Annotated in this window: 25 protein-coding genes; 8 read left to right on the top strand and 17 right to left on the bottom strand. The window is 63.5% G+C overall.

The annotated features are described in order from the left end of the window. Positions 1 to 8: 8 nt before the first annotated feature. Complete coding sequence (locus C3Y92_RS11795; RefSeq protein ID WP_129352762.1) at positions 9 to 806, bottom strand: undecaprenyl-diphosphate phosphatase; 798 nt, start codon at positions 804 to 806, stop codon at positions 9 to 11. 111 nt (positions 807 to 917) lie between these two features. Between C3Y92_RS11795 and C3Y92_RS11790 the strand changes: the two genes are divergently transcribed. Beyond that, the gene (locus C3Y92_RS11790) at positions 918 to 1,106 is read left to right on the top strand and encodes a hypothetical protein (protein WP_129352760.1); all 189 of its coding nucleotides are present in this window, start codon (positions 918 to 920) and stop codon (positions 1,104 to 1,106) included. Here C3Y92_RS11790 and yihA read toward each other — a convergent pair. Continuing rightward, positions 1,078 to 1,704, bottom strand: coding sequence for a ribosome biogenesis GTP-binding protein YihA/YsxC (gene yihA / locus C3Y92_RS11785; RefSeq protein WP_015861071.1), 627 nt, complete (start codon positions 1,702 to 1,704; stop codon positions 1,078 to 1,080). The genes C3Y92_RS11790 and yihA overlap by 29 nt on opposite strands. A gap of 69 nt (positions 1,705 to 1,773) precedes the next feature. On the opposite strand from yihA, the gene C3Y92_RS11780 reads away from it, so the two are divergent. From C3Y92_RS11780 to C3Y92_RS11765, 4 genes are all read left to right on the top strand, one after another. Further along, entirely contained in the window at positions 1,774 to 2,247 is a 474-nt protein-coding gene (locus C3Y92_RS11780) for a type II 3-dehydroquinate dehydratase (protein WP_129352758.1), read from the top strand. A gap of 9 nt (positions 2,248 to 2,256) precedes the next feature. Continuing rightward, entirely contained in the window at positions 2,257 to 2,814 is a 558-nt protein-coding gene (efp, locus tag C3Y92_RS11775; protein WP_129352756.1) for an elongation factor P, read from the top strand. Further along, positions 2,801 to 5,227 (top strand): DNA translocase FtsK, encoded by a 2,427-nt coding sequence (locus tag C3Y92_RS11770; RefSeq protein ID WP_129352754.1) that lies wholly within the window; start codon positions 2,801 to 2,803, stop codon positions 5,225 to 5,227. The genes efp and C3Y92_RS11770 overlap by 14 nt, the downstream gene beginning before the upstream one ends. A 155-nt stretch (positions 5,228 to 5,382) precedes the next feature. Continuing rightward, a complete protein-coding gene (locus C3Y92_RS11765) occupies positions 5,383 to 6,063 on the top strand; it encodes a LolA family protein (RefSeq protein WP_129352752.1) in 681 nt (226 codons plus the stop codon). On the opposite strand, the gene C3Y92_RS11760 is transcribed toward C3Y92_RS11765, so the two are convergent. The 15 genes from C3Y92_RS11760 to C3Y92_RS11690 all read right to left on the bottom strand — a co-directional run bounded on the left by C3Y92_RS11760 (position 6,060) and on the right by C3Y92_RS11690 (position 19,396). Then, the gene (locus C3Y92_RS11760; RefSeq protein WP_129352750.1) at positions 6,060 to 6,476 is read right to left on the bottom strand and encodes a hypothetical protein; all 417 of its coding nucleotides are present in this window, start codon (positions 6,474 to 6,476) and stop codon (positions 6,060 to 6,062) included. The two genes, C3Y92_RS11765 and C3Y92_RS11760, sit on opposite strands and share 4 nt — an antisense overlap. 155 nt (positions 6,477 to 6,631) lie before the next feature. After that, positions 6,632 to 6,952 carry a hypothetical protein gene (locus C3Y92_RS11755; protein WP_129352748.1) on the bottom strand — a complete coding sequence of 107 codons (321 nt, stop codon included), beginning with the start codon at positions 6,950 to 6,952 and terminating at the stop codon, positions 6,632 to 6,634. Between the two features lies 1 nt (position 6,953). Continuing rightward, positions 6,954 to 7,658, bottom strand: coding sequence for a flagellar basal body-associated FliL family protein (locus C3Y92_RS11750; protein WP_129352746.1), 705 nt, complete (start codon positions 7,656 to 7,658; stop codon positions 6,954 to 6,956). A 150-nt stretch (positions 7,659 to 7,808) separates the two neighbouring features. Further along, entirely contained in the window at positions 7,809 to 8,192 is a 384-nt protein-coding gene (locus C3Y92_RS11745) for a chemotaxis response regulator CheY (RefSeq protein WP_006920023.1), read from the bottom strand. A 105-nt stretch (positions 8,193 to 8,297) separates the two neighbouring features. Next, entirely contained in the window at positions 8,298 to 9,092 is a 795-nt protein-coding gene (locus C3Y92_RS11740; protein WP_015861063.1) for a FliA/WhiG family RNA polymerase sigma factor, read from the bottom strand. Then, the gene (locus tag C3Y92_RS11735) at positions 9,034 to 9,900 is read right to left on the bottom strand and encodes a MinD/ParA family protein (RefSeq protein WP_129352744.1); all 867 of its coding nucleotides are present in this window, start codon (positions 9,898 to 9,900) and stop codon (positions 9,034 to 9,036) included. Before C3Y92_RS11735 ends, C3Y92_RS11740 begins: the two co-directional genes overlap by 59 nt. Positions 9,901 to 9,909: 9 nt before the next feature. Further along, on the bottom strand, positions 9,910 to 11,082 hold the full coding sequence (locus C3Y92_RS11730) for a flagellar biosynthesis protein FlhF (RefSeq protein WP_129352742.1): 1,173 nt from the start codon (positions 11,080 to 11,082) through the stop codon (positions 9,910 to 9,912). Then, positions 11,072 to 13,177: a flagellar biosynthesis protein FlhA gene (flhA, locus tag C3Y92_RS11725; protein ID WP_129352740.1), complete on the bottom strand. Its 2,106-nt coding sequence runs from the start codon at positions 13,175 to 13,177 to the stop codon at positions 11,072 to 11,074. Before flhA ends, C3Y92_RS11730 begins: the two co-directional genes overlap by 11 nt. 32 nt (positions 13,178 to 13,209) lie before the next feature. After that, positions 13,210 to 14,283, bottom strand: a complete 1,074-nt coding sequence (gene flhB / locus C3Y92_RS11720) for a flagellar biosynthesis protein FlhB (protein WP_129352738.1) — start codon at positions 14,281 to 14,283, stop codon at positions 13,210 to 13,212. A gap of 18 nt (positions 14,284 to 14,301) precedes the next feature. Next, positions 14,302 to 15,081, bottom strand: a complete 780-nt coding sequence (fliR, locus tag C3Y92_RS11715; protein WP_129352736.1) for a flagellar biosynthetic protein FliR — start codon at positions 15,079 to 15,081, stop codon at positions 14,302 to 14,304. Positions 15,082 to 15,119: 38 nt separating this feature from the next. After that, on the bottom strand, positions 15,120 to 16,013 hold the full coding sequence (locus C3Y92_RS11710) for a M23 family metallopeptidase (RefSeq protein WP_129352734.1): 894 nt from the start codon (positions 16,011 to 16,013) through the stop codon (positions 15,120 to 15,122). Between the two features lie 8 nt (positions 16,014 to 16,021). Continuing rightward, the gene (locus C3Y92_RS11705; protein WP_129352732.1) at positions 16,022 to 16,822 is read right to left on the bottom strand and encodes a tRNA lysidine(34) synthetase; all 801 of its coding nucleotides are present in this window, start codon (positions 16,820 to 16,822) and stop codon (positions 16,022 to 16,024) included. An 11-nt stretch (positions 16,823 to 16,833) separates the two neighbouring features. Then, a complete protein-coding gene (locus tag C3Y92_RS11700) occupies positions 16,834 to 17,688 on the bottom strand; it encodes an HDOD domain-containing protein (RefSeq protein WP_129352730.1) in 855 nt (284 codons plus the stop codon). Beyond that, a complete protein-coding gene (locus C3Y92_RS11695) occupies positions 17,685 to 18,158 on the bottom strand; it encodes a chemotaxis protein CheD (protein ID WP_129352728.1) in 474 nt (157 codons plus the stop codon). Before C3Y92_RS11695 ends, C3Y92_RS11700 begins: the two co-directional genes overlap by 4 nt. A 101-nt stretch (positions 18,159 to 18,259) precedes the next feature. Then, complete coding sequence (locus C3Y92_RS11690; protein ID WP_129352726.1) at positions 18,260 to 19,396, bottom strand: two-component system sensor histidine kinase NtrB; 1,137 nt, start codon at positions 19,394 to 19,396, stop codon at positions 18,260 to 18,262. A gap of 192 nt (positions 19,397 to 19,588) precedes the next feature. Between C3Y92_RS11690 and C3Y92_RS11685 the strand changes: the two genes are divergently transcribed. The 3 genes from C3Y92_RS11685 (at position 19,589) to C3Y92_RS11675 (ending at position 24,341) form a co-directional block, all read left to right on the top strand. After that, positions 19,589 to 20,179, top strand: coding sequence for a DedA family protein (locus C3Y92_RS11685; protein WP_129352724.1), 591 nt, complete (start codon positions 19,589 to 19,591; stop codon positions 20,177 to 20,179). Positions 20,180 to 20,324: 145 nt separating this feature from the next. Next, a complete protein-coding gene (locus C3Y92_RS11680) occupies positions 20,325 to 22,136 on the top strand; it encodes a methyl-accepting chemotaxis domain-containing protein (RefSeq protein ID WP_129352722.1) in 1,812 nt (603 codons plus the stop codon). 102 nt (positions 22,137 to 22,238) lie between these two features. Beyond that, on the top strand, positions 22,239 to 24,341 hold the full coding sequence (locus C3Y92_RS11675) for a chemotaxis protein CheA (RefSeq protein ID WP_129352720.1): 2,103 nt from the start codon (positions 22,239 to 22,241) through the stop codon (positions 24,339 to 24,341). Positions 24,342 to 24,350: the final 9 nt, after the last annotated feature.

Raw genomic sequence — 24,350 nt, 5'->3', positions numbered from 1 at the left:
GGTCCGGCTCATTTCGGCCAGAAGAAAAACACCGCCCCGGCCAGGGCCAGCCGGTACCAGGCAAAAGGGCGCAGCGTAATCCGCTGGACCAGCACGATAAACGCCTTCACCGCAATAAGGGCCGAAACAAAGGACACCACGAAGCCGATGCCGAGCACGCCCAGGTCGTCGGCGGAAAAGAGATGGGCGCTCTTGTAGAAATCATACAGCGTGGCCGCGAACATGAGCGGCACCGCGCCGATAAACGAATACTCCGCCGCCAGGCTGCGCTTGGCCCCAAGGAGCATCCCACCCATGATGGTGGCCGCCGAGCGCGAAAATCCCGGCCATAGCGACAGGCACTGGAAGCAGCCGATGCCAAGGGCCAGGCCCGGCGTCATCTCGTCCAGGCTGTAGTAGCGGTCGCGGGTCTTTCGCCGCTCCACCCAGAAGATCATGAGCGCGCCAACGGCCAAGGCCAAGGCGACGCTCGTAGGGTTGAAAAGATGCGCCTTGACGGTCTTGCGGGCGATGAGCCCGAGCAGTCCCATGGGCAGCGACGTCAGAAAAAGCAGCCAAAGGCCGCGAATCCCGGAAAAAGCGTGCAGGGGTTTGGGCGACACCAGCCACCAGAAGCGCCGCCAATAGAGGCATACCACGGCCAAAATGGCCCCGAGCTGGATGATGACATCGAAACTGTCGGCTTTTTCCCCCGTAAACCCAATCAGGTGGCCGACCAGGATCAGGTGGCCGGTGGAGGATACGGGCAAAAATTCGGTAACGCCCTCGACAATGCCGAGGATCACGGCGGCCAGGGATTCGGTCATGGGAAGGGTGTCTCCTCAAGGCGGGATATGGGGCCGGGTCTATCCAAAGGCCGGGCAAGTTGCAAGCCGGCCCAGGCTCGTGTATGCACTGGACCCGAGCAAGGAGGCGAGATGGCCACGATCATGCCCCAGGGCGAACTGCTGCGGCGCGCCGTCACATGGATCGACGAGCAGCGCGAACTGACCGGCAAGCCGGTTGGCGCGCTCATTGACGCGGCGGCCATGCAGTTCAACCTGAGCCCCAAGGACGCCACGTTTTTAAGCGGTTTTTTCAAGGAGCGGGAGGAGCCCCGGCCGTAAGCGCGGCCTCGGCGAACACCCGGCAAAGCGCCTCCCGGCCAAGACCGGTTTTGCCGGAGAACACCACGGGCGGGAAGGCGGGTTGCGCAAGCTCCCGCCACTCTTTTTTCCGGGCTTCCCGGTCGCGCTGGGGCACTTTTTCCGCCTTGGTCAGGGCCACCAGCACCGGAATGCGCCGGGAGCGCAGCCAGGAAACCAGTTCCATGTCCAGGCGCTGGGGCGGCAGGCGGCAGTCAATAAGCGCCGTCACGGCCCGTAGGGTTTTAGTGGTGGCCAGATAGGCCTCGATGAGTTTGGCCCATTTGTCCCGCTCCTCTTTGGAGCAGCGGGCGTAGCCGTAGCCGGGCAGGTCCACCAGGCAATAGCCCTGGGTTTCGGCCATGTAGAAATTGAGGCTTCGGGTCTTGCCCGGGGTGGCGCTGGTCTTGGCCAGGGATTTTCGCCCGGCCAGACAGTTGATCAGCGTGGATTTGCCGACGTTGGACCGGCCGGCCAGAGCGATCTGGGGCGCGTCCAGGGTCGGCAGCTGGTTGGAAAGGTAGGCCGTGGACAAAAGCGTCAGGCCCAGGTCCGTCTGTATGCGATCATTGGCGTTCATGGCTGGGTTGTGACCGGCCAGGAAGCGTCCGTCAAGGCCAGGAGTCCGGGCAAGCCAAAGGAAGAAGCCATGCGCAAGGTCAAAATACTGGTTTTAAACGGCCCCAACCTCGGTTTTATCGGCGTACGCCAGCCGGAAATCTACGGCAGCCGCACTATCGAGGATCTGTCGCAGCTGGTGGCCGATATCCTTGGTCCCCAGGCCGAGCGGCTGGAGCTGCAATTCCATCAGGCCAACAGCGAAGGGCATTGCATCGACCGGCTGGAGCAGGCCTGGAAGGACGGCCTGGATGGCATTGTGCTCAACGCCGGAGCCTACACCCACACCAGCCTGGCCCTGGCCGACTGCCTGGCCTGGATCGGCATCCCCTGCGTCGAGGTGCATATATCCAACATTTTTGCCCGCACCGACGAGCCGCTGCGGCACAAAAGCCTCATCGGCAAGAATTGCATCGGCTGCATCGCCGGCTTTGGCGTCACCAGCTACGCCCTGGCCGTGGTCGCCCTGTGGCGGCAAATAACCGAGAATCCCAATTATATCTAAGGAGATACAATGCTTTCCACGACCGACTTCCGTCGCGGCCTCAAGATCGAAATGGACGGCGTGCCCTACGAAATCGTGGACTTCCTCCACGTCAAGCCCGGCAAGGGCGGCGCGTTCATCCGCACCAAGCTTAAGAATATGATCAACGGCCGCGTGGTGGAAAACACCTTCCGTTCGGGCGAAAAGATGGTCAAGCCCGATCTCGAATCCAAGGATATGCAGTACCTCTACCGCGAGGCCGAGGACTTCGTCTTCATGGACATGGAGAGCTACGAGCAGATGCACGCCGGCGCGGCCCAGCTTGGCGAGAAGGGCGGCTACCTCAAAGACGGCATGGAACTGAAGATGCTGCTCTACAAGGGCCAGCCCCTGGACATCGACCTGCCGGCCTCGGTGGTGCTCCAGGTTGCCGAGACCGAACCCGGGGTCAAGGGCGACACCGTCAGCGGCGCCACCAAGCCGGCCCAACTCGAAACCGGCATCACCGTCAACGTGCCGCTTTTTGTGAACATCGGCGATAAAATCAAAGTGGACACCCGTTCGGGCGACTACATTGGCCGGGAATAAAGACGTCAAGGCCGGGGACGGCAGCTTTCGCCTCACCAGGGAACTGGCGGGGCTGGGGGCACTGTTCCTGGCCGCCTTCACGGCGGTTGCCCTGTATTCTTACAATGCGGGCGACCCGGGCTTCAACCAGTCCGTCTCGGCCCGCCACGGCGTGGCCAACAAGGCCGGGCTGGTCGGGGCCTATTGGGGCGGACTGCTTGCCGAGACGTTGGGCGTCTGGGGCTTTCTGGTCCCCATCGGCATGGTTTGGCTCGGCGCGCGTGGCTTGGCCCCGCGCCTGGCTCTGCCCCTGCGCCGCCGCTTCGGACTCGCCATCTTCGCCGGAGTCCTGTTGATCTTTTTCGCCTCTCCCGTCGGCAGCCCGACGGTTGGCCAAGTCCATGGCTCGGGCCAGCTGGGGGCCTTGCTCTACGGATTCCTCGACCGCTACTTGAGCGTTTTCGGCGTTGTCTCGCTGCTCCTTTTTGGCTGCATCGCCGGGGCGCAGCTGACCTTTGGCCTGACCCTCGACAATTTTTGGCGGCCCCTGGCCGCCGCCCTTGGCGAACAGTTCGGCCGCCTGGGCGAGGCCTGGGATGCCTGGCGCGTGCGCCGGGCCATGGCCCGCGAGGCCGCCGCCGAGGCTGCTGTTGAAGCCGCCCCGGCCGACAAGCCCGCCCGCCCGGCCAAGCCGGCCAAGGCCGAAAAACCGGCAAAGCCCAAGCCCGCCGCCGAGCCGGCTCCCGATGACGCGTCCGAGGAGGCCGTGGACCGGTTCCTGGACGCCGTGGTGGAGCAGGTGACCGGCGCGCCGCCCGCCAAGGAGCCGGCCAAAGCGGTCGCCGAACCGGCCCCGGTCGTGCCGCCTGTCCCGTCTCCGGCCAAGGCTTCCGAGCCGGCCGAGCCGCTTTTCGCGCCCACGACCCCGCCGCCGGCCATGACCGCCAAGCAGGCCAAGAGCGCCGGCCGGGCCGCCGCTTCGGCCGCCCACGAGCTGCCGCCTTTGGCCCTGCTCTCCACGCCCTCGGCCGTGGAGGCCATGCCGGTCGATCCGGAAATTTGCCGCGCCCAGGCGGCCAGCCTCATCAGCTGCTTAAACGACTTCGGCATCCAGGGCGAGGTCATGCGGGTGGCGCCAGGCCCCGTGGTCACCATGTTCGAGGTCAAGCCCGCTCCGGGCGTCAAAATCAGCCGCATTGTCGGGCTGTCCGTGGACCTCGCCCTGGCCATGAAGGCCCTGGCCGTGCGCATTGATCCGATACCCGGCAAGGACACCGTGGGCGTGGAGATTCCCAACGCCAAGCGCCAGACCGTCTACTTTCGCGACGTCCTGGACGCCGACGCCTTCCGGGCCTCGGAATCGCGCCTGACCCTGGCCATCGGCAAGGACATCCAGGGCCGGCCCCATGTGGCCGATCTGGCCCGGATGCCGCATCTGCTCGTGGCCGGCGCCACCGGCAGCGGCAAGAGCGTGTGCATCAACGGCATCCTGCTCTCCATCCTCTATAAGGCCACGCCCGACGAGGTGAAACTGCTGCTCGTCGATCCCAAGCGCATCGAGCTTTCGGTCTACAACGATCTGCCCCATCTGGTGCATCCGGTGGTCACCGAGACGGCCATGGCCAAGTCGGCCCTGGACTGGGCCGTGGCCGAGATGGACCGGCGCTACGAGGCCATGGCGCTGCTCGGCGTTCGCAACATCGCCGGCTACAACGAAAAGCTCGCCAAACTCGGCGACGCCCGCGACCCGGAGCTCATTGACCTGGAACCGCTGCCCTATCTCGTCATCGTTATCGACGAGCTGGCCGATCTCATGATGACGGCGGCCAAGGAAGTGGAAGTGAGCATCGTGCGCCTGGCCCAGCTGGCCCGGGCCGCCGGCATCCACCTCATCCTGGCCACCCAGCGGCCCAGCGTCGACGTGGTCACGGGGCTTATCAAGGCCAACTTCCCCACCCGCATCTCGTTTCAGGTGACCAGCAAGCACGACTCGCGCACCATCCTCGACGCCGTGGGCGCGGAGTATTTGCTTGGCCGGGGCGACATGCTGTTTAAGCCCAGCGGCGGCAAGACCGTGCGCATGCACGGAGCCTTTGTCTCGGACGAGGAGACGGCTGCGGTGGTGGAGTTCTGGAAGAGCCGGGCCAAGCCCAGCTACAAGCTCGATTTCGCCGAATGGCAAAAGGGCGGCGACGGCGGCGGGGGCGGCGACTTCATCGGCGAAGGCGGCGACGAGGTCACTTCCGATGCCGTCTATCCGCAAGCCGTGGACTTTGTCATGGAGCAGGGCAAGGCTTCCATTTCGCTTATTCAGCGGCGCTTCCGCATCGGCTTCAACCGGGCCGCCCGGTTCATCGAGCAGATGGAGCGCGACGGGCTGCTCGGCCCCCAGGAAGGCAGCAAGCCCCGTTCGGTCATCAAAACCAAGGAATAACAGGCGCTCCCGTCGGCCGTGCGCCGGCGGGCCGCCAGGCAGCGTTCCCCACGTCCAACCTGTTCCACGCCCGGTCCGTCAGACGCGGTAAAAGACCGTTTCACGCGCCGGCATCCGCCGCCAAGGCCCGTCCGGGCGGCAAAGCGAGCAACGCCATGCGGCATATTCTCCTTATCCTCACCTTGATCCTGGGCCTGGCCCAGACGGCCCAGGCCGCCCAGACCGCCGACCCGGCCCAGCTGGCCGGGCGTATCCAGAAGAAATACGCGGCCCTGACCGCCTTTTCCGCCGAGTTCAGCCAGGCCATCCGCAATGCGGCCAGCGGCGAAACCGAGCAACGCTCGGGGTCTTTTGTCTTTAAAAAGCCGACGCTGGTGCGCTGGGAGACGGTGAAGCCCGAAAAGGAGTTGCTCATTGTCGGCAAGGACGCCGTGTGGGACTATTTCGAGGAAGACAAGGAAGCCTACCGCTACGCCGTGGAGGAGATCATCAACTCCAAGACCATGCTGCGGTTTCTGACCGGCAAGGCCAATCTGACCGAGGATTTCGTGGTCTCGGCGGCCAAGGACGAAGCCGGCCCCAATGAGGCGGCGCTGCTGCTTGTCCCCCGCGAACCCGAGCCCGGGCTGGTCATGGCCAAGGTCTGGGTGGACACCACCACCGACATGATCGTGCGGATCTATATTCAGGATTTCTACGCCAACACCAACGATTTGAAGCTGGACAGGATCGTGGCTGATCCCAAATTGTCGGACAGCCTGTTCGCCTTCACCCCGCCCAAGGACGCCAAGGTGCATGACAACGCGCCGCTCAAGGGGCGGGAGTTAAAGCCCTAGCCCTGGCGCGTCAAAATCAATTCCACTTCATCCAGCGACAGCCCCGTGGCCTTGGCCAGGGCCTGGGGCGACTGGCCCCGGCGCGCGCCGTTGACGATGACTTGGCGCAGGAAATCCGGGGAGCGGGTGAATTCCTCGGCCTTGCGCACGAGCTTTTCCAGCTGTCGGCTGCGCTCTTCCAGCTTCTGGTCCAGATCGGTCAGCTCGGCTTGCCGCCGCTGGAAACTCCCCACCAGCTCCTGTTCGAGCTTGGCGTTGAAGTCGAGCTTTTTGAGCAGCGCGTCCTGGTTTTTTTGCAGCCGGGCCAGCAACTCTTCGGACCGGCGCAGGCGCGAGAAAAAGAGCACGACTAAAAGCAGCAAGGCCAGTTCGCTGACCGTGAGAAAGATGACCAGGGTGGAAAAGCCGTTCATGGGTGGTGGGGTCCGGGGCAAAACGTTAGGAAAAAGACTTTCTCGCAGTGGGTTGTCCGGTTGGGGCGTCGGCCTCACGCTGGCCGGTCAGCCTGTCGGCCGGCGCCCGGGACCAGTACGCCATGTCGTGACCAGGCATCGCCCCTAGGCGCGCCTTACACCTTCATATTGATGATGTGGCCGGCAAAGGGCGTGGGGTTGCTGGCCTGGGTCGCTTTCTCGTCCGGCTCGGGCTGGGCCGCCTTGGCCCGGCGCTGGCGCGGCTGGCCGGCCCCCCGCCGCTTATCCTCGTCGCGCACGGAATCCATTTCGTCCTGCTTCTCAATGCGCTGGGTCTGCTTGCTCTGCTCGGCCAGGGCTTGCTGAGTCAGGGCCTGGGAAGCCGCGAGCTGGGCCTCGGGGCTCACCAGTTCGGCGTGGGCCACGTTTTGCACATAGGGCATGGCTTGAATGACGTTGGTCAGATCGATGGGCATCTCATTTCACCAGATAGTCCTCGATAATCAGGTTATCCAGGGCTTGGGGGCCGATGAACTGGTTGATGACCGACAGCACGTCCTTTTTGAGGGCCTCGGTGCTGTTCTTGTCCGTCAAGAACTCCAGGCTCTTGTTTTTGAGATAATAATACACGGCGTCGCGCACCACAATGCGGTTGCGCTTGAATTCGAGCTCGGCGGCGTGTTCGGTGGTGGCCGCCGAGAAACGGATGGACAGAAAACGGCTGCGGCCGGCCTTGTCCGGCAGTTCGACCAGGAAAGGGTCCATGGTCAGGACGATTTCCGGCTTGGGCGCGGGCGGTTCCGGCGGCGGGGGCGGCGGAGGCGGTGGGGGCAGTTCTTCCTCGTGGGGCGCTTCCACAGGCGGCGGGGGAGGCGGCGCGGCCGGTTTTTTGAGCAACAGGAAATAGGCCGCCGCGCCGCCGCCCAGGAGCAACACAATAAGCCCGATAAGGATAAAGAGTTTTTTCTTGCTTTTGGGTTTGGACGGCTCTTCCGAGACTGCGGCATCGCCCGGACCGGCTTCTTCGGCGGGCGGCGGCGTCTCTTCGGGTTCGTCTTCGAGGAATGGGGCGTCGTCAAGGTCGAGATCGACCTTTTGCAACGCCTTGGGGAGATCGTCGGAGAGTTCCGAGTCGTCCAGTTTGGCTTTTATGGGCGCGTCGAGGCTGTCGTCGTCAACCATGGTCGGGCCTCGTCAACCGAACGGCGGGAAGGGGACGCCGCATGGCGTCGTCACGGCCCTGACGGGCACGGGCGCGGGCGGCACGCCGGGGAGCAGGCGTGGCGGCGGCCGTCTGCCCGGAGCAAACGGCCGCCCTGATGGCCGGAAAGGCTATTTGTCGAATATCTTGTCGATCTTCTGGCCGAGGGTCTCGGCGGTGAAGGGCTTGACGATGTAGTTGGACACCTTGGCCTGGACAGCCTCGATGATGTTCTCCTGCTGGGCTTCGGCCGTGACCATGAGGAAGGGGAGGTTGGCGAACTCTTCGCTGCCCCGCACCTTGCGCAACAGTTCGATGCCGGGCATCTTGGGCATGTTCCAGTCGGAGATGATGAAGTCGATCTTGTCCTTGTTGAGCGTTTCCCAGGCCGTGCTGCCGTCGTCGGCCTCCAGGATGTTGTTGAAGCCCAACTGGCGCAGGATGTTTTTGATGATTCGGCGCATGGTGGAGAAGTCGTCTACGACCAGAATGCGCATTTCCTTATTGGCGGCCATGGCTCGTCTCCTTGTCTCGCTCGCTTCACTCGTCGCCTTGGAGCATCCGCTTGCTCCGGCCCTTGGCCGGTTGGACGCGGCCGCCTCGGCGTGCCCAGGGTGTCGTCAATGCTGCTCAATGTTGTACTGGGACTTGAACTTCTGCCGCAGTCGGGCCAGGGCCTGGGAATGCAGCTGGGAGACGCGGCCTTCGGTGATGCCCATGACTTCCGAAGTCTCCCGCATGTTCAATTCCTCACCGTAATAGAGTGATAATACCAGCTTTTCCCGGGGAGTCAAATCATCGATGAGCGATGCAAGCTTGTCGACGAGTTCCTTGAATTCCGCCGATTTATACGGTTCGTTTTCAAGCTGGTTCTTCTGGTATGAGGAGATGTTCTCGGTGATGGCGTCAAGGCTCAGGCACAGCTGGTTTTGCAGCGCTTCCAGGCCCATGGACACTTCGCGCTCGGTCAGCCCCGTGGCCTCGGCTAGTTGTTCCAGGCTGGCCGGCCCGCCGGAATCGTTTTCGATGCGCCGGCTGGCTTCTTCCAGGGTGCGCACCCGCTGGCGCTGGCCCCTTGAGAACCAGTCCATGCGCCGCAGATCGTCGAGCATGGCCCCTTTGATGCGCGACTCGGCATAGGTCTCGAACTTGATGCCGAGTTCGGGCCGAAACCGGCCCAGCGCTTCCAGCAGGCCCATGGCCCCGGCGCTGATGAGTTCGTTGAGCTCCACCGACGGCGGCAGCTTGGCCCGCAGGCGGCTGGCCACGATTTTGATCTTGGGCGAGTAATGGCGCACGATCTCCTGCCGATCGCGCGCATCAAAATCATCCCATCGAAACGCCCCGGACTCGAGCTTAAGCCAGGGGCTGTTCCTGGAAGAGGAGCTTTTTCCAGAAGAATTTGATGTTTCCATCGAGCTTGGCATCCACTTCCCAGGAGTCGATCACATGAGCCAGATCCATAACCTTTTTGGCGGCCGGCGAGTCCGGGGTCAAGTGGCAAAATGGTTTTTGCCGGATGACCGCGTTTTTGACGGCCGCATCGACGGGCACATACCCCGTGAAGTCCAGGGAGATGCCCGAAAGAAAATGGTCGCAGGCGGCGTAGAGCTTGGCAAAAACCGCCTTGGCCGCCTTGACGCTCGGGGCCATGTTCACCACGACCCGGAAGCGGTGCACGTCGTGGTTTAAGTGCATGACCTTGATAAGGGCGTAAGCGTCGGTCAGCGAGGTCGGCTCGGTGGTCAGCACCAGCAGACGCTCGCGGGCGGCCAGATTGAAATATATGACATTATCATTGATTCCCGCGCCCGTGTCCACAATCAAATAATTGATCTTGCCTTCAAGGTAGTCCATGGCCTCCAGCAGGTCGAGCTTTTGCCCGGTGGACAGGGCCAGCATGTCGCTTACCCCCGAGGACGCCGGCAGGATGGAAAAGCCAAAGGGCGTCTCCACAAGCACTTGGCGCAGTTCCACGCCTTCGTGGAAAAGGTGGAACAGGTTCATCTTGGGGGCCAGCCCCAAAAGAATGTCCACGTTGGCCAGCCCCAGATCGGCGTCGAGCAGCACCACCTTGCGGCCCATCTTGGACAGACAGTAGGCCAGATTGACGGACAGGTTGGTTTTGCCCACGCCGCCCTTGCCCGAGGTCACGGATAGGACAAGGGGCAGTTCCGGGCCGGGGCCGGCGGGCGGGCGGGCGGAGGATATGCGGTCAGACATGGGTCGTCCTCAGGCTGCGGCGTCGGCGTCCGGGTATTGGCCGGGCAGCTGGCGTTTGAACAGCAGTTTCCAGAGCGCCTTGCCCGAGGCCGCCGCCATGCCGCTGGTCAGTTCCGGCCCATAGGTCAGGGCCGAGACCGGCAGGCCGGAGGCGTGGGCCATATTGACAAGGCTTCCGTAGTTACAGGCTTCGTCGAGCTTCGTCCAGATGATGCTGGCAAGATGCTCGCAGCGCGCCAGGCGAAGATAGTGCTCGGACTGGGCGCTGGAATAGGTGGGAGACAGCACCAGATGGGCGGCCAGCTGGTCGCGTCCGGCCAGACCCCACTGGGCCAGCCAGGTTTCGGGGCCGCCGCCGTGAGTGAGGCTTGGCGTGTCGATAAAGACCGCCTCGCCCTTGGCCGCGCCGTCCAGGAACCGGCCAAAGGCTTCCGGGCCGTCGGCTTCGGCGTAGGTCAGGCCGGACAGCTCGGCGTAGTGGCGCAGCATCAGCCGGCCCTTGCCGCGTCCGGCGTCGGCGTTGACCACGGTCACCGGGCCGTCCTTGGCCCGCCGTTTGGCGTCCAGGGCCAGACGCAGCAGGATGGTGGTCTTGCCCACGCCGCTTGGGCCAATGAACATATGGGCGGTGGCCGGCCACAGCGCCGGCGTCAGCGGTTTGACGGCGACCAGGCGCGACAGGGCCGGAATAACGGCGTCTTCGCCGCGTTCCACGATGGAGCGGTACAGCGCCAAAATGGTGGCTTCGTCCACGCCTTCGCGCTCCAGGTATTCCAGGGCCAGGCGCTGGCGCGGGGTCAGGGAGGACAGGTCCAGGCGGGGGCGCATAAGCGCCAGCAGGTGGCCCTTGATCTCAGTCCATTCCCGGTTCCAGTCGGCCGGCTGCGGGGAGGTCGGCATGGTGGCGGCTGCGGTTTTGAACGCGGCCTTGGCGCCGGGCTTGGGGGCGACGCCGTTGCCGGGACGTCCCTTGGGCGCGGCAGCTTTGGCCGGCACGGCCGGAGCCTTGCGCGGCGGCGTTTCCTTGTCCGGATATTCCAGGGCGGCCATGACCTCGCACAGGGACTTGCCGTCCTCGCGTACGCTCTGGGTGCCAAGGATCACGGCGTCCTTGCCGAGTTCCTGGCGGATCATGGCGAGGGCGGCCGCCATGTTTTCGCCGCGAAAGGTCTTAACCCGCATTGGTCAGTCCTATGTTGGCAATGGATTGCAGCTTGATCTCGGCCGGAATCTCGGCCTGGGAGATGACCGGCAGATTGGGGATGAAGCGGGACAGCAGCTGGGCCAGATGCGGCCGCACCAGGGGCGAGGTGAGAAGCACCGGCTGACCGTCGCCAAGCATGGCCTTGTCCATGGCCTTCTGGATGGCCTGGATGATGCGCTGGGCCAAGCCCGGCTCCATGGCCAGGTAGGCCCCGTGGTCGGTCTGGCGCACGCTTTCCTGCACCGCGCCTTCGACCTTGGGGGCCAGCGTCATGATGGGCAAGGCCCCTTCGCCGGTGAGATAGGGCTTCACGATGGTGCGGCCCATGCGGGAGCGGACGTATTCCGTGAGCTGGTCCGGGTCTTTGACCGAGCCGGCGTAGTCGGCCATGGTTTCGGCCACGGTCAGCAGGTCGCGGATGGACACGCCTTCGCGTACGAGGTTTTGCAGCACCTTTTGCACGCCGCCAAGGTTCATGGCTCCGGGCACCAGTTCTTCCACGACTTTCGGCGCGCGCTTGGACAGGGTTTCGAGCAGGGTTTGCACTTCCTGGCGGCCCAGGAACTCGTGCAGGTGGCGCTTGAAGACCTCCGTCAAATGGGTGGCGATGACCGTGGCCGGATCGACCACGGTGTAGCCGGCCAGCATGGCTTCTTCCTTGTGGAGTTCGGGCACCCACAGGGCCGGCAGGTTGAAGGCCGGTTCCCGTGTTTCCACGCCCTGGATGCGGTGCTTGGCGTCGCCCGGGTCCATGGCCAGGTAGTGGTCGATGAGGATCTCGGCCGAGGCCACCTCGTTGCCCTTGATGAGCACCACGTACTGGCCGGGGCGCAGCTGGAGATTGTCGCGCAGGTGCAGCGAGGGGATGACCACGCCCATATCCAGGGCGAACTGGCGGCGGATGGAGCGGATGCGGGCCAGCAGATTGCCGTTTTGCTCCTCGTCGACCAGGGGGATGAGCCCGTACCCGACTTCGAGTTCCAGGGCGTCCAGCGGCAGCAGGGTCTGTACTTCTTCCGGAGTTTCGAGTTCCGGGGCCGGCTTTTTCTCCTGTTCGGCGGCCTGTCCCTGGAGCATCTCCTGCTGCTGGCCGGACAGCCGGGCCACCACGAAGAGCAGGACGGCCATGGCCAAGAAGGGGAAGGTCGGCAACCCGGGCACGATGGCGAACAGGAACAGCATCCCTGAAACCAGCCGCAGGGCGCGCGGGTGGAAGGTCAGCTGGGCCATGAATTCTTCGCCCATCTTGGCTTCGGCGGCGGCCCGGGAGACGATGAGGCCGGCCGAGGTGGAGATGATGATGGACGGGATGATGGAGACCAGACCGTCGCCGATGGTTAAAAGGGTGTAGGTCTGGGCGGCGTCCTTCCAGTTCATGCCCTTTTGCATCACGCCGATGAAAAAGCCGCCGAAGATGTTGATGGCCGTAATGATGATGGTGGCGGTGACGTCTCCGGAGACGAACTTGCCCGCGCCGTCCATGGCGCCATAGAAGTCGGCCTCCTTGCGGATGGCGTCGCGGCGTTCGGTGGCCTGCTTTTCGTTGATAAGGCCAGCGTTGAGGTCGGCTTCAATGGCCATCTGCTTGCCGGGCATGGCGTCGAGGGTGAACCGGGCGGCCACCTCGGCGATGCGGGTGGTGCCGGCCACGATGACCTTTTTATTGATGGCGAAAAGGACCAAAAAGATGACGCAGCCGACCACGTAGTTGCCGCCGACCACGAACTGGCCAAAGGCCTGGATGACGTGTCCGGCCGCCGAGGGACCTTCGTCGCCGTGCAGCAGGATGAGGCGGGTTGAGGCCACGTTCATGGACAGGCGCAGCAGGGTGGTGACCAGGAGCAGGGTCGGGTAGATGGAAAATTCCAGCGGCGAGCCCATGAACATGCTCGTGACCAGAACCACCAGGCTTATGGAGATGGAGAAGGTGAGCATGAGGTCGATAAAGGCCGGCGGGATAGGGACCAGCATGACGAACAAAATGACCACCACGCCGGCGGCCAACATGATGTCGCCTTGCTTGGTGAACCGTTCGTAATTGAACTGGACCGGTGTTTGGGCAGCTTTCGCCATGATTTTGACACCCTTTTCGGCCCGCCGCCGCCTCAGCGAGGACGGTTGAAACGCCGGAACTTGTCGAGTTGGGCCAGGATCGAGGCGACCGCCTGGTAGAGATCCTCGGGGATGACCTGGCCGATTTCCACGTTCTTATACAAGGCCTGTGCCAAGGGCTTGTTCTCGCGGATGGGCACCTTGTGCTCCTTGGCGATGTCCTTGATCTTCTCGGCCATGAAGTCGGCCCCCTTGGCCAGGAGCATGGGGGCGGGCGATTCCATGGGGTTGTAGCGCAGGGCGCAAGCAATATGGGTCGGGTTGGTGATGACAACGTCAGCCTTTGGCACGTCCTGAAGCATTCGACGCTGCATGACTTCCATCATCTTGCGCTTTTGTTGCTGTTTGACATGAGGGTCGCCAAAAGATTGCTTGTACTCGTCCTTGACTTCATCTTTGGTCATTTTCAGGTTTTCGGCATAATCCCAGCGCGTGTACCAGACATCCAGAATGGCGATGACAAACATGGGCAACAAGGTGTAAAGCACCATGTCAAAGCCATTATCCAAAAGAAACAGCGCAATGTTGTCTACGCTCTGATAGAACAGCGGCAGGAATTCGTTGAACCGCTTGCGAAGGATCAGATACGGCACCAAGGAAATGGCGAAGGCCATGGCCGTTTGTTTGGCCAGATTCACGATGGTTTGGGTGCTGATGAGCATCCGTTGGAGACCTTGCAGGGGATTAAGGATGTTGCTGAAGTCTGGTTCGAATATCTTGGGTCGCCAAACCTCGCCGACCTGGAGGCGCTGGGTGACGAAGGCGACCACGGCCATGACCAGGAGCAGGGGCAGGAGCATGATGGCCAGCTTGGCCGAAAGGCTCCACATCAGCGCCGCTACGTCGTCGGTCGTGCCGCCAAAGTCCAGGCGGCCGCCCAGAAAGGTGCGGTAGATCTCCTGCATCTGTTCGTTGATGGTTCCTATGGTGAAGCGCACGGTGAGAAGGCCGGCCACGAGGACGGTGAGCTTGGGCAGTTCCTGACTGCGCGGCACCGACCCCTTTTCACGGGCTTTGCTTTCCCGTTTTGGGGTGGCTTTTTCTGTTTTACTGGGATCTCTGGCCATGGCGGCCCCTTTGCGGCGTCAGCTTGAGGCCTTGAGCACCAGCCGGAACATGGGTTCGAGGTCGAGCAGGAAATTCTCGATGACAACGGTCATGGCCGCGAAGACCATGGTCATGAACAAAAAACCCACGCTGACTTTGAGGGGAAAGCCGATAAAAAGCACGTTCATCTGGGGCGCGGCCCGGGCCACCAGGGCCAGGGCCAGATCGACGAGAAAGATGGAGGCCAGGATGGGCGCGGCAATCTTGATGGCCATGACGAACAGCTGACCAGTGAAGACAATGAGGTGTTCGCCCACGGCGGCGTTGATGAGCAGCCCTCCCGGCGGCACCATTTCGAAGCTCTGGGCCAGGGCGGAGAGCAGAAAGAGATGACCGTTCAAGCACAAAAAGAGCATGGTGGCCACCTGGCTCATGAGGTGCCCCAGACCCGATTCCGATGCGCCGGTCATGGGATCGACGCTGTTCATGAGGGAAAAACCCATGGAGAAGCCCATGATGGCGCCGGCGGCCTGGGCGGCGGAAAACAGCAGGCGCACCAGAATGTCGAGTATAAGCCCGATGAGCACTTCGCCGAGAAACATGAGCCCGATGGTCCAGGGGCTGGCTGGCAAAGCCGTGCCGACAAAAGCCAGGCGCGGCCACAGGGCCATGGACAACACCAGGCAAAACGAGGCCTTGACGACGTTGGGAATGAGCGTGGCCCCGTAAAAGGGCAGCATGAAGACCACGACGCTTAAGCGCATGAAGGTCAGCAGAAAACTGAAGACCGTGGCCGGGTTGAAATGGAACAGGTCCATGGCGGGGGGTTAGCAAAAGCCGGACCAAGTTCCGGCCGCTACTCCAGGATGTAGCGCATGGGGTTGACCGGCACGCCGTAGAGACGGGTTTCGTAGTGCAGATGCGGCCCGCTGGCCTGGCCGGAGTCGCCCACATGGCCGATGATTTGCCCCTTGGCCACGGCCTGGCCCTTGGTCACGAGCACGTCGCGCATATGGCCGAAAGAGGCGGACAGGCCGCCTTGATGGTCGATGACCACGGTAAAGCCGCCATCGTCGGTCTCGCCGGCGAAGGCGACCGTGCCCTCGCCCGGGGCCTTTACTTCCGTGCCCACGGGAGCGGCGATGTCCATGCCTTTGTGGAATTCCTTCTTGCCGGTAAAGGGCGACACCCGTTCGCCAAAAGGGGCGGCGATCCAGCCGGCCACGGGCCAACTGGTCGGCAGGGCGGTCAGGCGCACGCCAGCGGTTTCGACCAGGGTCGCCAGTTCCTGCTGCCGGGCCAGTTCCAGGGCGGTCTGATCGCGCAGCTCGCCCAGGAACTGGTGGAGTTTTCGGCCAAGCATTTCCTGGCGGTACAGTGGCAGGTACTTCTTGTCGAAGTCCTTTACCTCGCCCTCCGGCGACACGTCCCGGGGCTCCTGATCGAGGTTGACCATGCGCCGCAGTTTGGCGTCGAACCCGCGGATGCGGGCCAGGTCGGTCTCCAGGGCCTTGACCTTGTCGGACAGGCTGACGAGCTGGGCGTTCTGGTCCTGGCCCCGGGCCTCCCATTCGGCCAGCTCGCGCTCCATCCGTTTATAATTATAATAATATTTCACAAGATAAACGTCGCCGGCCACCAACGCCGCCAGGGCCAGGAGCATCAGCGCGAAAAGCCAGCCCCGAAAGCGCAGCTTGCGATATGCGCCGTGGTGGTCACGGAAGATGACGAGCTGGTAATGGCGAAACATGCTGCCTGCTACGCCTCGCCGGCCGCGTCCGGGGCCGTTTCAGGGTCGGGCAGGGCGTCCTTGCCGAGTTGCCAACGGCCCAGAGCATGATGGAGGTTAACCCCGCGCTTCTTGCCGCCGGCGCAGATGGTGCGGACCCAGGTCTCGGCCTCGTGGCGCATGGATTTGCCGGCCATGGGGCAGGGGTTGGCAAAAACCGGCAGTTCCCAGGCCTTGGCCGCCCGGACGATGGTGGGCTTGTCCACGAGGAGCAGCGGCCGGATGACCGTCAGGCGGCCGCCGAAAAACGATTCCCGGCCGGACAGGCCGTCCACCCGGCCGTTCTGGAAGAGATTGAGGAAAAACGTTGCGGCCAGGTCGTCGGCGTTGTGGCCGAAAGCCAGATGGCTCAGGTTGTAGCGGGCGCACAGATCGAACAGCCGTTTGCGGCGCAGCCAGGCGCAGTAGAAACACGGTGAATTCTTCTTGTTTTCCTCGGAAAAGGCGCGCGGGCCAAAGTCCGTGACTTCAATGTGGGCGGGAACGCCCAGGTCGGCGCACAATTCGGCAAGGGGGGCATGGTTGTGCGGGTCGAAGCCGGGGTTTACGTGCAGCAGCAGCAGTTCCACGGGAAAAGGGACGATGCGCCGGCGGATGGCCATGACGGCCAGCATGACCAGGCTGTCGACGCCGCCGGACACGGCCAGACCCACCCGGGCTCGGGGAGCAAGCTGGCCGGTCTGCATCATGAGCTTGCCGGCTTTGGCCACGCAGACGCGCTGGGCGTAGCCAAGATCGCGGGTGCGCAGGGAATGGGCGGATCGAGTCATGCAACTCCTGCTTACAACGTGTTTTCCATGAGGATGTCGCGGACCTCGGCGATCTGCTCAAGGATGGCGACCATGACGTTTTCCATCTGTTGCGGCGAGACATCCAGGCGGGCGAAGGCGGCTTCGGACGGCGCGTATTGCAAGCCGTCGATGCCCATGCCGATGCCGGTCATTTTGGCGATGACGTCGCCCACATGCACAAGATCCAGGGCGAGATCGGGTTCGGGACTCTCGTCGGGGCGCAGGCGATAGCGCACCACATTGACGATGGGCGTGGGGATGCCCCACTTTTCGAGCAACAGCGCGCCGAGTTCGGCATGGTTGATGCCAAGGATGAGCTCCTCGGCCTGCTCGAAGGAAATTTGCTGTTCGTGGGCCAGGGTCAGGATGGGCGCGGCATCGACTTCCAGAAAAGAACCCATGATGGTCTTGCCGATATTGACGAGCAGGCCGGCGGTAAACGTATAGGGCGGGGCACCTACGCCCAGTTCGCGGGCCAGGGTCTCGGAGGCCACGGCCACGGCCACGGAATGTTCCAGGAGTTCCCCGGGACGCAGACCGTAGCCCTTGATGGCGTAGCGGGCCATGGGAGCCACGCCCGAGGCGATGACAAGTTGGTAGAGACGCCCAAGGCCCAGGCGCATGAGCGCTTCCTTGACCGTGGAGACCTTGGCGCCGCCGCCGAAAAATGAGGAATTGGCCATGCGCAGGACATTGACCGTCAGCCCCGGGTCGAATTCGATGATCTTGGCCAACTGGCGCAGGTCGGCGTCGGGGTTGCCGATGTAGGCCAAGACCTTTTGCACCGGCATGGGCATGTTGGGGATGGCCATGGCCTTTTGAAGGATTTCCTCGCGACGGCTCATAATTCCCAGGACCTCCCGCACGATGAGATCACGATCCGGCCCGTGTCCGCGAAAAGGCGCATGGTTCGCGGAATGGTGCCGCCCACGTCCTCGGCCGAAAGGCGCATGTCGTTGACCTGCAACAGCTTTTTAAGCGCCGCTACATTGCTGGCCCCGGTGTCGAACTGGTTGGAGATGTGCATCATGCGGCCGCAGCCGGCGGCTTTGAGCACCAGGTTGTCCCGGGTCGCGCCGCGCCCGTACATGGCCCGTATCATCTGGGGTACGCCGGTGTTGACGTACATGAAGGGATTTTTGATCGGCGCCTTGACGTCCCTGGCCAAGGGCAGCAGGCAATGGATGAGCCCGGCCACGCCGGCGACGGGATCGTAGGCGGCAAGGCCCAGGCACGACCCAAGGGCATGGGTGACGAGGACGTCCCTGGCGCGGTTGGTGACCTTCATGTCGGAGATGTTGACGACAATCTCCATAAATGCTGTTCGGCGACGGTTCCTGAAGGAAGTTTGGGTGTCGGGGCAGGGCGCTGTCGTCAACTAGCCGGAATCGACGCCAAGGACAAGGCCGGGGGAGATCAGGCGCCCGAGGCCGCTGGTTCCGGTTCTTCCAGGCGGGACATGAGGTGGCTGGGAAAGCGCGGAATGGTCAAGACGAACCTGGCTCCGCCGACATGGCCGGAGTCCAGGACCAGGCTACCGTTGTGTTCAAGCACGATCTCCTGGGCCAGGGTCAGGCCCATGCCGGCCTTGTCGGGCCGGCCGGAATAGAACGGGTCGAAAACATGGGGCGCGTCGGCCGGCCTGATCCCGGGGCCGTCGTCGGTGACGGCCAGCTCCAGGCGTTCGCCCTCGGCGGCGGCCGTCAGATCGATGGTCACGGGACCGGGGGCGGCGCATTCCAGGCTGTTGCGGAAGAGTTCGGCCAGGGCGCCGGCGATCTGGTCCCGGTCGACCACGAGCTGGACTTCCGGCAGGTCGAAACGCCAGACGGCGCCGGCCGCCTGGCCGGACGCAAGGGTCTGGGCCAGCTTCATGGCCTGGTCCGCCACCTCGGCCAGCCGGACCGGCTGGGGCCGCGCCGGACCCAGGGCGGCAAACCGGCCCACGGTGCGCACCAGGGTCTCCAGGCGTTTGGCCTCGTCGAGAATGATGCCCGGGTAGGATGAGTCTATGCCCAGGCTTGCGAGCTGGCGGGCCAGGCGCGAGGCGAAGCCGCCGATGGCGAAGGCCGGGTTGCGGATTTGATGGGCCACCGAGGCGGCCAGCTTGTTGAGTCCCCGGATTTTTTCCTGCTGGATCCGGTTGACCTCCTTGAGCATGTCGGTTTCGCGGCGCTGCATTCGGGAGAGTTCCGTGAGGTCGTGCAAAATGACCACCACGCCGGCAGTGTTGCTGCCTCCGGACAGATAGGAACTGGTGATGGAGAGTTCAAGCAGTCTGCCGTCCGGAGCGGCGTAAGGCACCACCCGGCACAGGCCCACCAGCTCATTTTGAATGACGTCCATGACGATTTGATTGAATCGGGCGTTGGCCTCGTTTTCAAAAAACAAATCGCCCCAGCCGCGTCCGAGCAACTGTTGCCTGGAGTATCCCAAAATGGTTGCCGCAGCCGGATTGACCGTGGTGAAAGCCCCGGCATGGTCCACGATGAGCAGGCCCACCGGCAGGCTTTCGACAACGTTTTGGGCAATGATGTCGCTAAAGTGCGTCATAATCTTTGGTAAAGGTTGATCGTGGCCCATGATGGCAGAGGATGCTGCCCATTTCAAGTGATTCCACGGATGATGCGCAACGTCGTGATTTCCCCGGGGCAACCGGTGGACACAGACGCGGGAAGCGCATACTTCTCACGAGTCAAAACCACGCTCCCGCCAAGTGGGGAGCCATGACGGGGGCGCTATTTCATGTCCATAGAATTCATGAAGGAATTGATTGCCCAGTACGGGTATTTGGCGCTTTTCATAGGCACCTTTTTGGAGGGCGAAACCATCCTCCTTCTGGCCGGGTTCGCTGCCCAATCCCCGGAATTCAATCTTGATTTGCGCCTGGTGATCTTGTGCGCCTTTTGCGGCAGCTTGGCCGGCGACCAGACCGCCTTTTTCATCGGCCGTCACTACGGGCGAAAACTCGTTGCTCGCAGTGAGAAATGGCGCGCCAGGGCCGACCGGGTCCATGCCATGCTCAATAAATACCATGAAGTGCTTATCCTGACCTTCCGCTTTTTTTATGGCCTGCGCAACCTTACGCCCTTCGTCCTCGGCACGGCCGAGATTTCCGTACTCAAGTTCTTCTTGCTCAATACCATCGGCGCGGCCATTTGGGCCGTCGCCTTCGCGCTCATCGGCTACGGCTTCGGCAGTTTGTTGGAAAATGTCCTGACCCGGGTGCTTGACAACGTGCATCACGCTCAATTGGCCATACTGGGCGTTGTCGCTTTGGTCGCCTGCGGCATTTGGCTGCGCAAGGCCTTGCGTCGTCGTCGCGGCGGCGTGTGACAAGAACGCTTTGCTCTTTCCCGAAAAACGTGGCAGTTTTCTCCTAGATGAGGACTCCCCGCACGGGAGAGGCTGCCGGTCCGGCGGCGCCGCATAGGCGCTGGCGGGTCAGGGCGTCGTAAAAAACCGGGACAAGGGTAGGCACATGGCCGATACGATCCAGCTCGCCGACGCCAAGGGCATGTTGCGGCAGTGCCGTGTCAGCTTGGACAGAGCCGGTCATGGCTTAAGCAGCGCCGTCAAGGCCCGGGAACAGGATTTTCTGGATCTCGGCGAGGCCTTGTACGGGCTGCAGGGCAGTTGCGAGAGCATTGCCCAAAACGCCCAGGAACTGGTGTCGTGCAGCTCGGCCCAGGACATGCACGACCGGCTGCGCGCTCTGTCCGCCGAACTGGAGAGCTTGACCAACGAGGCCGCCCGGGCCGCCGGCCGCCAGAGCCTGGACGAGATTGATGCCGTGGTGGTCATCGTCGATGAACTCTCCGCCATTTTGTCGGAATTCTCCAAGATAGTTAAACACTTGAGTATGCTTGGCATCGCCACGCGCATTGAGAGCGCCCGGCTTGGAGCCGATGGCCGGGGGTTCACCACCCTGGCCGACGACGTGGAAAAGCTTGCCAACCAGATCGTCAGCCACTGCGCCGGCATCGCCGGGCGCATCGAAACCCTGCGCGGACACGTCGGCTCGGCCCGGCAGCGCAACATGACCATCCTCGGCACCCAGGAACAGTGCCACGAGGTCATCGTGCGGGAGCTTGGGGCTAACATCAAGGCTCTGGCCGAGATGGCCTCCTGTTCCGTTGACATTTCCCAGGAGCTCACGCGCAGCGCCGGCGACATTGCCGCCGACCTCGGTCAGGCCGTGCGTTCCATGCAATTTCACGACATCGTGCGTCAGCAGGTCGAGCATGCCGAGCAGGCCATCGGGGAAACCGCGGCCATGCTCGCCGCCGAGGTCGATACGACGGCCGACTCGTCGACCCTGGAGGAACTGGCCGCTTTCACCGCCGATGTCCTGACCTTGCAGTCCTCCCAGATCCAAAGCGCCGACAACCATTTTATCCGGGCCGCCGACACCCTGCGCGGTTCGCTGGAGTCCATCGCCGGACGCATCCGGGCCATGGGCGATTCCATCACCGGCCTGGCCGGCGGCGAGATCGACGACACGCCGCTTTCCCGTCTGGAGGCCGGAGTGGCCACGGTCAAGACCGAACTGGGTGATTTCGCCGCTGAAGGCGAGGCTCTGGGCAACAACATGGACGCCGTGGCCGAGACGGTCTCGGGCATGAGCGGGGCCATCGAGGCCATCGAAGAAGTGGGGGCGGAGATCGAACTCATCGCCATAAACGCCAGCATCAAGGCCGCCCATACCGGCACGGCCGGCGCGGCCCTGGGCGTGTTGGCCCTGGCCATCCAACGCCTGTCCGCCGACGCCCGCCGACAAACCGACGCCGTGGCCCGTATTCTGGGAAATATTGCCAGTGCTTCGAAGGGCTTGCAGGAAAACGCCAGCCGGTATAACGATCAGTCCGAAGCGTGGCGGGTGGTGGGAGAACTCGACGCCGTGCTGGCTGAAACCACGAGGTCCGCCGCGCGTTGCCAGGAGCTTTTCACGGTGCTGCGCAATTCCAGCCGGGATTGGGGCGGCCGGGCCGACGAACTCTCGCGGCGCATCGTCTTCGACCGGGAGATCGGCCGTTCCTTGTCCGAGGTCCGGCGCGCTCTGGATGGCCAGATCGCCGTCGCCAGAAAGATTGCCCCGGGCGGCGGCAAGGGGCGTAGCGCCCGGCTGCGCCAGCTCTATGACCGCTATACCATGGAAGCCGAACGCGACGTGCATGAGGCCGCTTTCGGCGCATCGTCAAAAGCCAAGGCCTTGTCAGGCCGGGCAGCCGTCGCTGCCGCGCCGGCGCACGAGGCTGCCTCGGATTTCGGCGACAATGTGGAGTTGTTTTAAGGGGCCGGCTGGAGCAAGAGTCAGGAGCCGCCAGGCCGACGGCCTGCCGCGCGCGGCGAGGCATGCCCCGGCCTGTCGGGGAACAGGAGAGACGAGCACGCCATGATGTCCCAGGACGACGTCCACCGTCTGGCCTATCTTGAGGAGGCCAAGGAACTCCTGGCCGACCTGGAGGCGTCGCTTTTGGAGTTGGAGCGCACGCCCGGCGACACCGACCTGCTCCACAAAATTTTCCGGGCCATGCACACCATCAAGGGTTCCGGCGCGATGTTCGGTTTCGATGACATCGCCACCTTCACCCATGATGTGGAAACCGTTTTCGACAAGGTGCGAAACGGCCTGCTCGGCGTCAGCAGGGAACTGCTCGACTTGTCCTTTCACGCCTGCGACCATATTCGGGCGCTGCTTGAACCCGACAATGCCGGCGATGCCGGGCTGACCGCCGCCGGTCGTACGTTGCTGGAAGGCTTTCGCCGCTACGCTGGCGAGGAAGCCGCCCCGGCCGCTGCGGCTTCGGCCGTTTCCCAGGAGGCGTCGCCGGGGGTCGCCCGTATCTACCGTCTGCGTATCCGCCCCCAGGGCGACATTCTGGTGACGGGCAACAATCCCTTGCACCTTCTGGAAGACGTCTGTTCCCTGGGCGAATGCCGGATGTTTGCCCATGTCGAGGCCGTGGGTCCCCTGGACGACCTCGACCCGGAAGCCTGTCTGGTCTGGTGGGACTGCGTGCTGCGTTCGCCGGCCTCTCGCCAGGAGCTGGCCGACGTGTTTCTTTTCGTCGAAGACGAGTGTGACCTGACCATTGATCTCCTGGACGACGGCTGCGCCATGGACGGGGAGGGCATCCACAAACTGCTGGGCCAGATTTTGGTCGAACGCGGCGACATCACCCCGGCCGACCTGGAAAATGCCCTGTCCGCCCAGAAGCGTCTGGGAGACATCCTGGCCGACCAGGGCTTGGTGCAGCCAAGCCAGGTGGCCTCGGCCCTGGCCGAACAGACAGCTGTGCGCGACCTGGGCCAGAAACAGGCCGAGCGCCAGGAAAAGACCTCCAGCATCCGGGTGGCCGCCGACAAACTCGATTTCCTGGTCGATCTGGTGGGCGAGCTGGTCATTGTCCAGGCCCAGATCCGCCAGGCCGTGGACGAGCGCGGCGACCCGCATCTGCGGGGGCTGGCCGAGCACCTGGAACGCTTAAGCGAAAGCCTGCGCGATTCCACCTTGTCCATCCGCATGTTGCCCATCGGGGCTACCTTCGCCAAGTTTCGCCGGCTGGTGCGCGATCTGTCCACAGAACTCGGCAAGGACATCGAACTCGTGACCAGCGGCGAGGAAACCGAACTCGACAAGACCGTCATTGAACGCTTGAGCGATCCGCTGGTGCATCTGCTGCGCAACAGCATTGATCATGGCATCGAATCCCCGGCCCAGCGCCAGGCCGTGGGCAAGCCGGCCGCCGGCCGCATCAGCCTGGCCGCCGCCCATGTCGGCGGCGAGGTCTGCATCACCGTCGGCGACGACGGCGGCGGCCTCGACCCGGCCGCCATCCGGGCCAAGGCCGAACAACGGGGACTCATCAGTCCGGGCGCTGAGTTGACGCTCAAGGAACTCTACCACCTCATTTTTCAGCCCGGTTTTTCCACGGCCAAGGCCGTCACCAGCGTCTCCGGCCGGGGCGTGGGCATGGACGTGGTCAAACGGGCCATCGACGCCCTGCGCGGCAGCGTGGAGATCGACTCCGAGCGCGGCAAGGGCACGTCCATCACCGTGCGTTTGCCGCTGACCCTGGCCATTATCGACGGGCTGCAGGTCCAGGCCGGCGGCGAATACTATGTCGTGCCCCTGGGGCATGTGGAAGAGTGCGTGGAGCTGGCCCGGGACGAAGACGGGCAGCGTCGGCGCATCGTCAATCTGCGCGGCGAGGTCGCCCCGGTCCTGAGCCTTCGCGAGGCCTTCGGCCTGGGCGGGCAGCCGCCGGCCATCGAACCCATCGTGGTTGCCCGGGTGGACGGCGAGCGCATCGGCATCGCCGTGGATCGGGTCGTGGGCGAGCACCAGACCGTCATCAAGACCCTGGGCCGTCTCTACCGCGACGTGGACGCGTTTTCCGGGGCCACCATCCGAGGCGACGGCTCCATGGCGCTTATTATCGACGTGGCCGCCCTGGTACGCCGGGAGGCCCTGTTCGAGGCCGGCCGCACCTGATCCTGGCCT

The organism is Solidesulfovibrio carbinolicus (assembly GCF_004135975.1).
GTDB classification, from domain to species: domain Bacteria; phylum Desulfobacterota; class Desulfovibrionia; order Desulfovibrionales; family Desulfovibrionaceae; genus Solidesulfovibrio; species Solidesulfovibrio carbinolicus.
This window is presented reverse-complemented; position numbering and strand designations above follow the sequence as displayed.